Annotated in this window: 16 protein-coding genes; 12 read left to right on the forward strand and 4 right to left on the reverse strand. The window is 40.9% G+C overall.

Translation table 11 applies throughout. The annotated features are described in order from the left end of the window. The first annotated feature begins 209 nt into the window (after positions 1 to 209). On the forward strand, positions 210 to 1466 hold the full coding sequence (locus tag CK510_RS15915) for a hypothetical protein (protein ID WP_095722635.1): 1257 nt from the start codon (positions 210 to 212) through the stop codon (positions 1464 to 1466). A 57-nt stretch (positions 1467 to 1523) separates the two neighbouring features. On the opposite strand, the gene CK510_RS31810 is transcribed toward CK510_RS15915, so the two are convergent. Then, positions 1524 to 1667, reverse strand: a complete 144-nt coding sequence (locus CK510_RS31810; protein WP_158224911.1) for a hypothetical protein — start codon at positions 1665 to 1667, stop codon at positions 1524 to 1526. 94 nt (positions 1668 to 1761) lie between these two features. Here CK510_RS31810 and CK510_RS15920 point away from each other — a divergent pair, with 94 nt between their 5' ends. The 4 genes from CK510_RS15920 to CK510_RS15930 all read left to right on the forward strand — a co-directional run bounded on the left by CK510_RS15920 (position 1762) and on the right by CK510_RS15930 (position 3071). Beyond that, positions 1762 to 2034: a hypothetical protein gene (locus CK510_RS15920; RefSeq protein WP_095722645.1), complete on the forward strand. Its 273-nt coding sequence runs from the start codon at positions 1762 to 1764 to the stop codon at positions 2032 to 2034. Continuing rightward, the gene (locus tag CK510_RS15925; RefSeq protein ID WP_095722636.1) at positions 2031 to 2408 is read left to right on the forward strand and encodes a clan AA aspartic protease; all 378 of its coding nucleotides are present in this window, start codon (positions 2031 to 2033) and stop codon (positions 2406 to 2408) included. The genes CK510_RS15920 and CK510_RS15925 overlap by 4 nt, the downstream gene beginning before the upstream one ends. Before the next feature lie 128 nt (positions 2409 to 2536). Further along, the gene (locus CK510_RS33990; protein WP_281257043.1) at positions 2537 to 2659 is read left to right on the forward strand and encodes a hypothetical protein; all 123 of its coding nucleotides are present in this window, start codon (positions 2537 to 2539) and stop codon (positions 2657 to 2659) included. 64 nt (positions 2660 to 2723) lie between these two features. After that, on the forward strand, positions 2724 to 3071 hold the full coding sequence (locus CK510_RS15930; RefSeq protein ID WP_095722637.1) for a histidine triad nucleotide-binding protein: 348 nt from the start codon (positions 2724 to 2726) through the stop codon (positions 3069 to 3071). A gap of 5 nt (positions 3072 to 3076) precedes the next feature. Here the strand turns inward: CK510_RS15930 and CK510_RS31045 are convergent, their stop codons facing one another. Further along, positions 3077 to 3301, reverse strand: coding sequence for a hypothetical protein (locus tag CK510_RS31045; protein WP_143289320.1), 225 nt, complete (start codon positions 3299 to 3301; stop codon positions 3077 to 3079). Positions 3302 to 3439: 138 nt separating this feature from the next. Here CK510_RS31045 and CK510_RS15935 point away from each other — a divergent pair, with 138 nt between their 5' ends. The 7 genes from CK510_RS15935 (at position 3440) to CK510_RS15965 (ending at position 12236) form a co-directional block, all read left to right on the forward strand. Further along, on the forward strand, positions 3440 to 4513 hold the full coding sequence (locus CK510_RS15935; RefSeq protein ID WP_095722638.1) for an Mrp/NBP35 family ATP-binding protein: 1074 nt from the start codon (positions 3440 to 3442) through the stop codon (positions 4511 to 4513). A gap of 100 nt (positions 4514 to 4613) precedes the next feature. After that, positions 4614 to 5930: a rod shape-determining protein RodA gene (rodA, locus tag CK510_RS15940; protein WP_095722639.1), complete on the forward strand. Its 1317-nt coding sequence runs from the start codon at positions 4614 to 4616 to the stop codon at positions 5928 to 5930. Positions 5931 to 6086: 156 nt separating this feature from the next. Continuing rightward, complete coding sequence (locus tag CK510_RS15945; protein ID WP_095722640.1) at positions 6087 to 6284, forward strand: NAD(P)H dehydrogenase subunit NdhS; 198 nt, start codon at positions 6087 to 6089, stop codon at positions 6282 to 6284. 247 nt (positions 6285 to 6531) lie between these two features. After that, complete coding sequence (locus CK510_RS15950) at positions 6532 to 7188, forward strand: HAS-barrel domain-containing protein (RefSeq protein ID WP_095722641.1); 657 nt, start codon at positions 6532 to 6534, stop codon at positions 7186 to 7188. 149 nt (positions 7189 to 7337) lie between these two features. After that, a complete protein-coding gene (locus CK510_RS15955; RefSeq protein WP_095722642.1) occupies positions 7338 to 9476 on the forward strand; it encodes a cation:proton antiporter domain-containing protein in 2139 nt (712 codons plus the stop codon). A 330-nt stretch (positions 9477 to 9806) separates the two neighbouring features. After that, a complete protein-coding gene (locus CK510_RS15960; protein ID WP_095722643.1) occupies positions 9807 to 10769 on the forward strand; it encodes a UDP-glucuronic acid decarboxylase family protein in 963 nt (320 codons plus the stop codon). 81 nt (positions 10770 to 10850) lie between these two features. After that, on the forward strand, positions 10851 to 12236 hold the full coding sequence (locus tag CK510_RS15965; protein ID WP_095722644.1) for a UDP-glucose dehydrogenase family protein: 1386 nt from the start codon (positions 10851 to 10853) through the stop codon (positions 12234 to 12236). A gap of 95 nt (positions 12237 to 12331) precedes the next feature. Here CK510_RS15965 and CK510_RS33470 read toward each other — a convergent pair whose 3' ends face one another. Both CK510_RS33470 and CK510_RS33475 read right to left on the reverse strand, forming a co-directional pair. Beyond that, positions 12332 to 12760, reverse strand: coding sequence for a DNA cytosine methyltransferase (locus CK510_RS33470; RefSeq protein WP_245912174.1), 429 nt, complete (start codon positions 12758 to 12760; stop codon positions 12332 to 12334). Positions 12761 to 12804: 44 nt separating this feature from the next. Then, positions 12805 to 13266: a DNA cytosine methyltransferase gene (locus CK510_RS33475; protein ID WP_245912175.1), complete on the reverse strand. Its 462-nt coding sequence runs from the start codon at positions 13264 to 13266 to the stop codon at positions 12805 to 12807. Positions 13267 to 13392 lie beyond the last annotated feature (126 nt).

Consider the following 13392-nt stretch of genomic DNA (forward strand, 5'->3'; position numbering starts at 1 on the left):
CACAAAGTGGCTACCCGCAGGGTAGCAATCTCAAGGTCTTTGTGGAAAACTACAGTTCTCAAAGTAGACGAGGTTTAACGAGTTATAAAAATACTCTTCACAATTTAAATATGCCCAATTTTTTGTAAAAAGTCCTACGTATAAAAACGGATATATTTACTAGAAGAGGAAGTTATGATGATGTAAAAATAGTCTAAATTTACAAAAATATGCTTTTTCAGTTTGCTCCAGCAATTCAAGCTGGCATTAATTCCGGTGCTTTAGAAGTAGTTCAGAATCAAGTAACTGGTCAACTATTAGGATTAGCGAGAGACAAGGTAACAGGTCAATTTATTGCCCATGCGGTTGGTGTTGTTGGTGGTGCAAACCCTTTATTCGCTCCTGTACAGATGGCAATGGGTGGATTGCAAATAGCTCAAACCCATATAGGATTTCAAAAAACTTATAAAATCCTCGATACTCTCCAGAATAGTGTGGGGGTTTTGCAATCAACTACAGCTTTAATTGGAGTTGGAACTTTTGCCGGGTTAGCACTATCTGCCGTAAATTTGCATCAAACGTTGAAATTGAAAGAAGATGTTAAGCAATTACGGTTAGAAGTAAAAAATGGTTTTATAGATATGAAAAAAGCTTTTAAGGAGCATAATATAGAAATAGCACAACATATTGAAAATCTTGCGAATGATATTGAATTTAAACAACATCGTACTATATTAATTTATGCATATGGGCATTTTATCGAAGCTATAAACTGGTTAAAAAATTCACTACAATTACAAAATTTGAGTGATAGAAATACTTCTTTATCAAATATAGAAGGCATGTTACGTAAATCACTAGCCGATTATAATAATCCTGAGTTATATAATAATACCTGTGCCGCAGCAAAACTACGTCGGATGGAGTGCGCTCAAGCGATTGAGCAAACAATAACCCTAACATATCAACTGAGAGGAGAATATGATGTAGTTTGCGATCGGCTCTCAAACCTACAACAAAAAATTCGCTACCATTCCATAGAATTAGTGGATAGTTGTCAAAGCGAAGAAGAACTAGATTTTTTATTTCCCGAACTACAACGCATTCATAATCATGATTTAGCAGTACTAGATTCTTGGCAAAATGCAGTTGATTGGCAGCGTTCCCTATCTCCAAATGAATTAAAATTGCTTGAAAATATTGATCCTAATGGGTCAGAAATAATCATCAATCCGGATTTTGATATAGATGATATTCCCTCAGAAATTATTCATTACGAAAAATTAAAACAAGAATCTCACTTTGAATCTTTGCGACAACAACTAAAATTTATGGTAGAACCAAACTCCCGCCGAGAACATGAACAATATATTAGCCATCAAGCAACAGAACTCGGTTATAAAGCTTTAGCTCCTTGTAACTGGGAAAAAATACCAGATGTAACAGTTGCAAATCTATATTGTTACTTTAAAGAAAAGCAAACTTAGGTATTTAATGTAGAAGGTCATTTCTATTGGTAAGCGATCGCATTATTTTTTGTTGAATTATGAGGAGCGATCGCGTTTTGGAGATAGATACCAGTGTGCGATCGTATTATTTTTGGGATTATGAATTGCGATCGCATTATTAACTGTTGGATTATGAAGTGCGATCGCGTTTTGGAGATAGATACCAATGTGCGATCGCATTATTCGCTGTTGGATTATTGAAGATAGAAGTCTCTTTCTGCAAAGGTATCTCCGAGTTAAAATAGAAGGGTCAAATCATAAAGAGGTCAAATTGATGACCATTCAACAACCCCGCTACAGCAAAGAAGAATTTGCCCAACGTGGGGACGAAATCTACGAAACTCAAGTGCGATCGCAAGTCGAAACAGATAATCATGGGAAGATTGTGGCGATTGACCTGGAAACCGGAGCCTTTGAAGTTGATGCAAGCGAAATTGCTGCCTGCGATCGCCTTGAAGCCCGTCACCCTGATGCTCAAATTTGGATTGTCCGCATTGGCTCTCGCCATGTTCGTCGATTCGGCGGACGCAGCCGTAAAAGTGCATGATTACCGGAGTTATCAATGGGGAATTTGAACCCATTATTCCCCTATTTATTCACCGCTCCGATGGCAAAGTTTTTACACAATATGCGATCGTAGACACAGGCTTTAATGGTTGGCTTTCTCTGCCTCCAGACTTGATCGCCCAGTTAAACTTGACGTGGAAAAGGCGAGGGCGAGCAATCCTTGGGGATGGTAGCGAGTGCGTTTTTGACGTTTACGAAGCAGTTGTAGTCTGGGATGGGACACTGGCAACAATTCCAGTAGACGAAGCCGATTCAGAACCACTTGTTGGAATGTCACTGATGGAAGGTTACCAGTTAACAATGCAGGTTTTTGAAGGCGGACAGGTCGAACTCCGAAAAGTTGGCACGGTCTAACAATCCCATTGCACACTGACCGTACAGAGTCTCTTTGCTAAGTTTGAGAGGTTCTCTGCGGCGGGTGAACGGGGTCGTTATCTCATAATTTTAGATTAGAAATTAATATTGGTAAGCGATCGCATTATTTGTTGGATTCTGAAGTGCGATATAGATATCGAGATGTGCGATCGCATTATTCGCTGTTGGATTATGAAGTGCGATCGCGTTTTGGAGATAGATACCAATGTGCGATCGCAGTTAATAAATAAATTTTCGGTCATCTCTCCACTTATCATTAAAAATTGACTAATGACCAATAAAAACAAATAATAAATGACTACCCAAGATACAATTTTCGGCAAAATCATCCGCAAGGAAATCTCCGCAGATATAGTATATGAGGACGATTTAGCCTTAGCATTTCGTGATGTTAACCCCCAAGCACCCGTTCATATCCTCGTAATCCCTAAAAAACCTATTCCCAAACTCGCTGATGCCACACCTGAAGATAGCGCTCTACTAGGACATTTGTTACTAACTGTAAAGAAAATTGCCGAACAAATCGGTTTAGAAACAGGCTATCGCGTTGTCATCAATACAGGTGCAGATGGGGGTCAAACTGTCTACCATCTGCATTTACATATCCTTGGGGGACGACAACTTAATTGGCCCCCCGGTTAAGACAATTAATTCCCAATTCGCTCTTCTTCGCTGAGGGAGAAGCTAAAGCTACGGAATGATGAAAATCTTGCTACAGGGATAATCCCTGTAGCAAGATTTGCGTTTTGTAGCGTATTTGAGTTTGTGGGGACAAAATACCACCCCAAAAGACTGCTGAAAGTTAGCCGGAACATTGCGGGTGAACCAGGAGAAGATTGTACCCCCATGTTAGGGTTAGAAACATTATTCATTAATTTTGTCAAGTATAGATTTTAAATCGCGATCGCCCTTACTAAGTCTCAAACCGAACCTTAAACAGTTTAATATTCAAGTAGTTAGGTATTGGCATAAAGCAAACGTATATTGCGGTGGTAAGGGTGGAGAAACTTATGAATACAATCTTAAATTCCCAGTCAGTTCTCGAAGTTTTGCGACCAGTAGAAGACCCAGAACTTCGCAAAAGTCTTGTGGAACTAAACATGATTCGCAACGTCAAAATAGACGACGGTGGCAAAGTTAGCTTCACATTAGTGCTAACAACTCCCGCTTGTCCGTTGCGCGAATTTATTGTTGAGGACTGCAAAAAAGCTGTGAAAACTCTACCAGGGGTGACTAATGTTGCTATCGAAGTAACTGCGGAAACTCCACAGCAAAAAAGTGTTCTCGATCGCACAGGAATTCCTGGGGTTAAAAATATTATTGCAGTTTCGAGCGGCAAAGGTGGAGTTGGTAAAAGCACCGTTGCAGTTAATATTGCCGTAGCCCTAGCTCAGACAGGTGCTAAAGTTGGCTTGCTTGATGCTGATATTTACGGACCCAACGACCCGACAATGTTAGGACTAGCAGATGCCAAACTGGTTGTTCACTCCAGCCCTAACGGTGAGATTTTAGAACCTGCATTTAATCACGGTGTCAAATTAGTCTCAATGGCTTTTTTGATTGACAAAGACCAACCCGTGATTTGGCGTGGTCCCATGCTCAACGGGATTATTCGCAAGTTTTTGTACCAAGTAGAGTGGGGGGAACTTGATTATTTAATTGTTGACATGCCCCCCGGAACAGGGGATGCTCAGTTAACTTTGACACAAGCAGTGCCGATGGCAGGAGCAGTGATTGTGACGACACCGCAAACAGTTTCCCTGTTGGATTCCCGCAAAGGATTGCGAATGTTCCAACAATTGAATGTGCCCGTTTTGGGAATCGTCGAAAACATGAGCTATTTTATTCCCCCCGATATGCCCGAAAAGCAATACGATATCTTTGGTTCCGGTGGTGGTGCGAAGACAGCGACTGAGTTGGGAGTACCATTGTTGGGATGTGTACCCCTAGAGATATCTACGCGGATTGGTGGGGATAATGGTGTACCAATTGTGGCATCAGACCCCGATTCCGCCAGTGCCAAAGCCTTACGTGCGATCGCACTTAATGTTGCCGGGAAAGTATCGGTTGCAGCTTTAGCATAAAAAACAATTTCATTCTGGTTCTCAGGTTATACCTGGGAATACAGATTTAAATGCCGACTAAATTTAAAATCTATACTAAGCTAAAGTCTAAAATCGCACAATGTTATTAAAAAAGGCTTCGCGTCCTCAGTCGCGATGGAATTACTGGATTAAACCCTGGCAACAGGTCGATTGGTTACTATTTTTGTTAGTAATTGGGATTAGCGCTTTCGGCGGACTCATGATTTACAGTACAGAGTTAGCACAAGGAATAATCGACAAATCTTTGTTGCATTGGGCTTTGACGGGAATCGGAGGGGTTATTACCCTATTTCTGGCTCGGATTCGCTATGAAAACTTACTGCAAATCCATTGGGTACTTTACGGCATCACCAACTTTAGTTTGATTGCTGTGGAGATTGTGGGTAGTACTGCCAAAGGAGCGCAACGGTGGGTTAGCATTTTTGGTTTTAGGTTTCAGCCCTCTGAATTTGCCAAAATCTTCATGATTATCACCCTGGCAGCTCTACTACATAAAACTACCGCATCTACTTTACCTGTGGTGTTTCGGGCATTAGCATTTACAGCAGTACCTTGGGTTTTGGTATTCCTACAGCCCGACTTAGCGACATCGTTGGTATTCGGTGCGATCGTCTTGGGAATGTTGTATTGGGCAAATGCCAATCCTGGCTGGTTGGTGCTGATGGTTTCGCCAATTATCGCAGCCATTTTGTTTAGCATCCAATGGCCCTTTACAATTGCCTTCTCTAAGGATTTAGTTTTTGGTCCTTTGGGTTTAATTTGGGCAGTGGCTATGGCTGTTGTTGGCTGGCAAACTTTACCTTGGCGACGATATGGTTTAAGTGCTATTGGTTCTTGGATGCTGAATATGTTAGGTGGGGAAATAGGTATTTTCCTTTGGAACCACGTTTTACAGCAATATCAAAAAAACCGATTAACATCATTCCTTAACCCCGAAGCCGATCTGCTAGGAAGTGGATATCACCAATATCAATCCAGAATTGCAATTGGTGCAGGGGAATGGTTTGGCTGGGGTTTAAATAAAGGTCCGATGACCCAGTTAAACTTTGTTCCCGAACAACATACAGACTTTATTTTCTCGGCAGTTGGGGAAGAGTTTGGCTTTATTGGTTGCTTAATATTGTTATCGGTGTTTGCTGTAGTTTGCTTGCGGCTGTTGCATATTGCTCAAACCGCCAAAGATAATTTTGGTTCGTTATTAGCAATTGGCGTTTTGTCAATGATTGTGTTCCAAACGATTGTTAATGTAGGTATGAACGTGGGAATGGCTCCGGTTGCGGGTATCCCCTTACCTTGGATGAGTTACGGTGGAACGGCTATGTTAACTAACTTTATTTCTTTAGGTATCGTTGAATCTGTCGCTAATTATCGAACCAAGAAGAAATATTGGGGATAGGGTATTGGTTATTGGGCATTGGGCATTGGGTATAGGGCATTGGGAATTAAATAATTACCTTATTCCCTTATTCTCTGCTCGCTATTCGTTATTCCTATTCCAACAAACTGCTAAGAAGCATTAAGCTATAAGAAAGGAAACTTAAAGGTTAAAACGATGATTCTGCCTGGAGCAACAGTTCGTGTCAAAAATCCTGCCGATACCTACTATCGCTTTGAGGGGCTTGTCCAACGGGTGACTGATGGCAAGGTTGCAGTCTTGTTTGAAGGTGGCAATTGGGATAAATTAATTACTTTCCGTTTATCGGAATTGGAACCTGTTGAAGTTACAGCAGGTCGTAAAAAAGCTAAATAGTTCTTTTAGTTAGGAGTTAAGAGTTAATATGGCGCTTCTCGTTTGGATGCAATAAAAATAAGGGTAAACAACTGGAATAAAAACCAGGGCAAACAACCGTTTGCCCCTACATTATTCTCGGTTGCAACCCATATTTAACTCAACTGATAACCGCTATAAGTTAGCAGCTAGGAGTTATTACTTCTTCAACTAATGATTCTTAACTCATAACTCATAACTCATAACTCATAACTCTTAACTTATTACTATGCGCCTTCCCCTGCCACAATTTGATACTCGCGATCGCAATCCTAATCATATTGGGGAAGTGATTGAGACGGCAACAACTGAGTTTTTAGCCCAATGCCTCGAACCCGATGACTTAAGCTTTCCCTCAATGCCTCCTTTTGGAAGCTGGATCAATTCGCAAGATGAGGAATCGGGGAATCAAATTTATGCAGTTGTCTACCACGCTACCACTTCTCCCATCGATTCCGTACACCGGGCAAGAGCTTTGGGAATGTCACTTGCTGACTTGCGGGAAGAACAACCCCAAATTTTCGCCATGCTGAAAACTGAATTTAGGGCTGCGATCGTCGGGTTTGAAATACCAGCAGTTAAAGGTAGTTCCCGAAACACTGTGTATCAGTATTTACCCCCTCGCCCTCCACAAATCCACCAAGCGGTTTATCGGTGCGAACCCGAAAATATTGTTAAATTTACGAACTCATTAGATTTTTTACAAACTCTACTTTCCTTGGGTAATGCCCCGATCGAGTCTTTGGTTGGAGCCGCAATCCGGGAAGTTTACCAACTACGCAAAGCCGACCGTGACTGGCTAATTCAAGCTGGCAGAACTTTGAGTATACTTCTAAAAGATGATTACGATCGCTTGCGGTTTATACTTGGTCAGATACATCCATAGGTATTAAAAATACAGCAAGAAAGGGCAAGAAGTTTCACAGCCTTTTCAAAATGACACAATTTTCCCCACGAAAGTAGCGTTTCTTTCCATTACTTTTCCAAGACTTACAGCTACTGCCCATTATTGACCACATTTCCCCAGACTGACCTATGGAATTTATCTCCCAATTACTTGCTTTAGAACCTACAACCAAAGTTCTCGGCAAGGAATCCATTGTTCCCTTTGCTATCTTACTGGTAGTAATTTTAGTCGTACCGATAATCTTTGAAAGATTACGACTACCGGGAATGGTAGGTTTGTTAATTGCGGGGGTGATACTAGGACCACATGGTTGGAATCTAATCAATTCCAATTCGACAATGATGAAATTGCTGTCGGAGATTGGCTTAGTATACCTGATGTTTGTAGCCGGACTCGAAATCGATATTAATCAGTTTCGTCACACCACAAATCGTTCTTTGGGTTTTGGCAGTTTTTCATTTGGAGTCCCTTTAGTTGTCGGTATTTTTGTCGGACGAATTTTTGGATTTGACTGGAATGCATCAATATTCATTGGTTCGTTATTTGCTTCCCATACCTTGCTGGCATATCCAATTATTAATCGTCTAGGGGTAGTTAATAATGAAGCTGTAACAGTGACAGTTGGTGCTACTGTTTTTACTGATATTAGCGCCTTATTGTTGTTAGCGGTTTGCATTGCCGTTCATACAGGTCAACTAAATCATGCCAATCTGATTATTTTGTTGGGTTGGCTGACCATATACGCAACAGTGGTTTTAGTGGGATTCGATTGGGTTGGGAAGGAGTTTTTTAAACGGTCAGGAGAAGACGAAGGTAATCAATTTTTGTTTGTGCTACTGGCGGTATTTTTGGCTGCGGTAGGGGCGCAATTAATTGGGATCGAAAAAATTGTTGGCGCATTTTTGGCAGGATTAGCGGTTAATGAAACCTTAGGGGAAGGACCAGTCAAAGAAAAAGTTGTATTTGTTGGTAACGCTCTCTTCATCCCCATTTTCTTTGTTAACTTGGGATTATTGGTTAATTTAGCTGTATTAACTAGAAATACTAATGCAGTTCAATTAACATTATTTATCGTTGCGGGTCTAATAATCAGTAAATTTATTGCCGCATTAATAGCAAAACTGATTTATCATTACAACTGGCAAGAAGCCGTCACAATGTGGTCACTATCAATACCCCAAGTTGGGGCGACATTGGCAGCCACATTAGTTGGATATCGGACAGGTGTACTATCAGAAACCTTACTCACCAGCATTATTATCTTGATGTTAGTGACTTCGACCTTAGGACCATTAATTACCAGTCGGGTAGCAGTGGGTTTAAGTTTAAATTCCTCCCTTACCAAAATCCAGCCTGCCGTACAGCCAGTATATCCATCAATGGGTTCAGGTAGCGATCGCACTAAAATTGTTGTCCCGATCCACAATCCTCAAACCCAGCAATATTTGATTGAAATGGCTGCATTGCTAGCAAAACAGTCAAATGGCAAAATTATCCCCCTTGCGATCGCAACCGCAACAGCTCACATGGATGCACCCCAATTGGAAGTATCCCTACAACGCAGCGAACGACTGTTAGCTAAGGCAAATGCCTTATCACGAGTCTTAAGTGTGGATTCTGACCCGTTGTTACGTATCGATGATGGCTTTGCCCCAGGAATAAGCCGAGCTGCACGGGAGCAAAAAGCCAGTTTAATTGTCATGGGATGGGGAAAACGCACGGGATTGCGGGCAAAATTATTTGGTAATGTGATTGATAGCGTTCTCTGGTCATCCCACTGTCCAGTAGCTGTAACCAGACTAGTCGAATCCCCCAACAAGGTTCAGCGAATATTGGTGCCGATTGAAAACCTCATGTCGCCAACACTACAACCGATACATTTTGCCCAAATTCTGGCAGAGGCAAATCAAGCCCAGGTGACAGTGTTAAATATCTGCGAACGACGCACCAGTTCGAGTAAAATCGCCGCCAGACGTTCTCAACTTGCCTTACTCGTATCAAAATTAGCACCTTCAAACCCACCAGACATTCAAATCATCGCCCACGAAAACGTCACCCAAGCGATTCTCCAAGCCGCAAGACTCTACGACCTAGTGGTATTACCGTTTATCCGCAGCAGCACGATACCAGGTGGTTTGGTAATCAGCGATGTCACAACCCAGCTAGCCAGACAACTCAGCTGCTCGATAGTTATGTTAGGAGAACCCCAACGGGGACAACCCGTAGTCGTTCCCTCTGGAGTCGTTAGTACTACGGTAATTGTTTGATAAGGTTTCATACTCTAAATCTCTCAACTTGTCAATCACTTTCTGGCACTAATATCGCTGCTTCAGCATATAGTTAGAAAACTGCCTATAATTTAAAGATTTCGTAAATCTTCAGATTTACTTTATGTTGCTGAAACTATATTTGTTATTTTGCTAATGGTATTGACAAAAGTGAATAACAAGAATAAAGCAAAATCATTACAATTAATTTTGTGCTTCTCTGAAAATTTACTGACAAAGTATATTTTTGATGAATTTTTGACTAAGGGCTGGGTACTCTAGTAACAGAGTAACTGCAAATTGAAAATATCTCTAAACGATAGGAAAAGTATGAGAATTTTGGTGACGGGCGGAGCTGGGTTTCTTGGTTCCCATCTTATTGACCGATTGATGACTGCTGGACACGAAGTTATTTGTTTAGATAATTTTTATACGGGTAATAAGGGTAATATCCTCCAATGGATCGATAATCCCAAATTTGATCTCATCCGTCACGACATCACAGAACCGATTCGGTTAGAAGTTGACCAAATATACCACTTAGCTTGTCCAGCATCCCCCGTACATTATCAGTATAACCCGGTAAAAACCGTGAAGACTAATGTGATGGGAACCCTAAATATGCTCGGTTTGGCAAAGCGTGTTAAAGCGAGATTTTTCTTAGCATCCACTAGCGAAGTCTACGGAGACCCAGACGTTCATCCGCAACATGAAGAATACCGAGGGAATGTAAATCCAATTGGTCTACGGGCTTGCTACGACGAAGGTAAACGGCTTGCAGAAACCTTAGCATTTGACTACTACCGTCAGAATAAAGTGGATATCAGAGTTGTCCGTATCTTCAATACTTACGGTCCGCGCATGTTAGAAAACGACGGTCGCGTTGTCAGTAATTTTATTGTCCAAGCTTTGCAGGGTAAACCCCTCACAGTATACGGAGATGGTTCGCAAACCCGTAGCTTTTGCTACGCTTCCGACTTAATCGAAGGATTTATTCGGTTGATGAATAGCGACTACGTTGGTCCTGTAAATATTGGTAATCCTGGGGAATATACAATTTTGCAATTGGCTGAAGCTGTAAGAGATATGGTCAATCCGGGTTCAGAAATTAACTTTGAACCCCTACCTTCAGATGACCCCCGTCGTCGTCGTCCCGATATTACCAAAGCTAAAACCTTGTTAAATTGGGAACCTACCGTGCAGTTACAAGAAGGATTACAACTGACCGTCGCCAATTTCCGCGATCGCATGAACAAAAATACTGATTCGGTAATTCTTGGTAGTCGCAGTTAGTTATGACCAACCACGGGGAACCATAATATTGGCGATTTAACAGATTTGATACTAACCCCTATAGAGCGAGGATTTGGACGAATGCGTGTTTGTGTAATTGGAACTGGCTATGTTGGATTGGTAACAGGTGCTTGCTTGGCAAATATTGGGCATGATGTCATTTGCATTGATAACAACGAAGAAAAAGTCAAAATCATGAAATCCGGGCAGTCACCGATTTTTGAACCGGGACTATCGGACATTATGCAGTCTGCCATCCAATCGGGAAAAATTGAATTTTCTTCCGATATTGCTGCTGGTGTTGCCCACGGTGAAATTTTGTTTATTGCGGTAGGAACTCCACCCCTACCTACTGGCGAAAGTGATACTCGCTATGTTGAAGCTGTTGCCCGTAGTATCGGTGCTAACCTCAGTGGCGGTTATAAAGTTATTGTAAATAAATCTACAGTACCCATTGGTTCCGGTGACTGGGTACGAATGATTGTCCTTGATGGTATTGCTGAACGCCAAAAACAATTGGTGACAGCAGGAAGCGCACCAGCAGCCCGTTTACCCGAATCCCCCGAATTTGATGTTGTCAGTAACCCCGAATTCTTGCGCGAAGGTTCGGCTGTATTTGATACCTTCAACCCCGACCGTATTGTTTTAGGTGGTAACAGTAAGAAAGCGATCGCAATGATGCAGGAATTGTATGCTCCCATTGTTGAACGCAATTTTGCCGAAAATAAATCTTTGCCTAATGTACCTGTATTGGCAACTGACTTGAGTTCGGCAGAAATGATTAAATATGCTGCAAATGCTTTCTTGGCGACTAAAATCAGCTTTATTAACGAAGTTGCTAACATTTGCGATCGCGTTGGTGCTGATGTGACTCAAGTTGCTAAAGGTATCGGTTTGGATTCCCGCATTGGTAGCAAATTCCTCAATGCTGGTATTGGTTGGGGTGGTTCTTGTTTCCCCAAAGACGTATCCGCATTGGTTCACACTGCTGATGACTACGGTTATGAAGCTCATTTGCTCAAAGCTGCCATTAGTGTCAACGAACGTCAGCGTTTAATCGCTTTGGAAAAACTTCAGCAAGCTCTGAAAATCCTCAAGGGTAAAACTATTGGTTTGCTTGGTTTAACCTTCAAACCTGACACTGACGATTTGCGTGATGCTCCTGCACTCATATTGATTGAACAACTCAACCGTTTAGGTGCAAAAGTTAAAGCATACGACCCCATTATCTCCCAAACTGGGATGCGTCATGGTCTTTCGGGTGTATTGGTGGAAACCGATGCCGAACGTTTAGCAGACGGTTGCGATGCTCTGGTACTAGTCACTGAGTGGGAACAGTTCACCAAACTTGATTATGCAAAAATGGCGAAGTTTATGAGCCATCCTGTAATTATCGATGGTCGTAACTTCCTTAATCCTGAAGTTATGCAAAAAGCTGGTTTCCAATATATTGGTGTTGGTCGATAATTAGTAATGTAGAGACTCAATACATCGCGTCTGTTAATTAACAAATATAATGCCGCTAATCAAAAAATGGCGGCATTATTCATAATTAAAAAATTTTAACAAGATACTAAATTATATTGTTCTGGTTGAGGTTTTTTACTATTGACTAAATTCAACAAAAGTTCTTCTGCAACTGCTTTTACAACATTAATACTAACAGAATTACCTAGTTGATAATAAGCCTTATCATCATTTGAATGAATAATAAAGCTATCGGGAAAACCTTGAAGTCTTGCTGCTTCCCTGGTTGTAATTCTTCTTATACGTCCTTTGTAATAAACTCCCAACCTATTGGCATCGCTAGCAACTAAAGTCACTGCTATTTTACTTGGGTCTAAAAATTTATATACTTCAAAAGAAAAGTTTCCAGCTACGGGCTTATATTTACCATTGATAATTTGTAAATATTTTTTAGTAACTAACGATTCAAGAATCGAGTCTAGATTAGTATTTTTAGAAAATGTACTAATTTGTTCTTTTGTCAATAGTTTCCCATCTTGATGTTGTCCAAACTCCTTATTTCTCCTCTTCAAATATCTAACATTTCATGCTTGATTGTCTCTAAAGTTTTACCATTCTCATGAGCATACAAACCTCTAACATTTTCAAAAATAAATGCTTTTGGTTTGCAGGAATCAATCAACCTGACAATTTCAAAAAATAACGTTCCTCTAGTATCGCCAAATCCTTCTTTTTTCCCCGCATATGAAAAAGATTGACATGGAAAACCAGCTAGCAATACATCATGTTCTGGTAATTCTAATATCTCTCTAACATCGCGAAGTTTGCCACTGGGGATTATCCCCGTGGCAACATTCGCACCTAAAGGAACATCTGAAAAGTTTGCTTCGTAAACTAATCGTGCATCAGAGTTAATTTCGCTACTAAGTACGCACTTTGTTTTCAGTTTCATCGACTGCGCTGCCTGTTCAAATCCGAGTCGAATACCTCCTATGCCTGAAAATAGGTCAACAAAGCGTATCTCTTCCATTTTTCAATGCCTAATATCGTCTATCTTTGTTAAATCATCTTACAAGAACAATTTAAATTTCAAAAAACCAAATAGTAATAAAGCTATAGCATCTTTTTGCAAGCTACTTAAGGATAATTTATTTTT

The sequence above is a fragment of the Brunnivagina elsteri CCALA 953 genome, from assembly GCF_002289455.1.
Classification (GTDB): domain Bacteria; phylum Cyanobacteriota; class Cyanobacteriia; order Cyanobacteriales; family Nostocaceae; genus Brunnivagina; species Brunnivagina elsteri.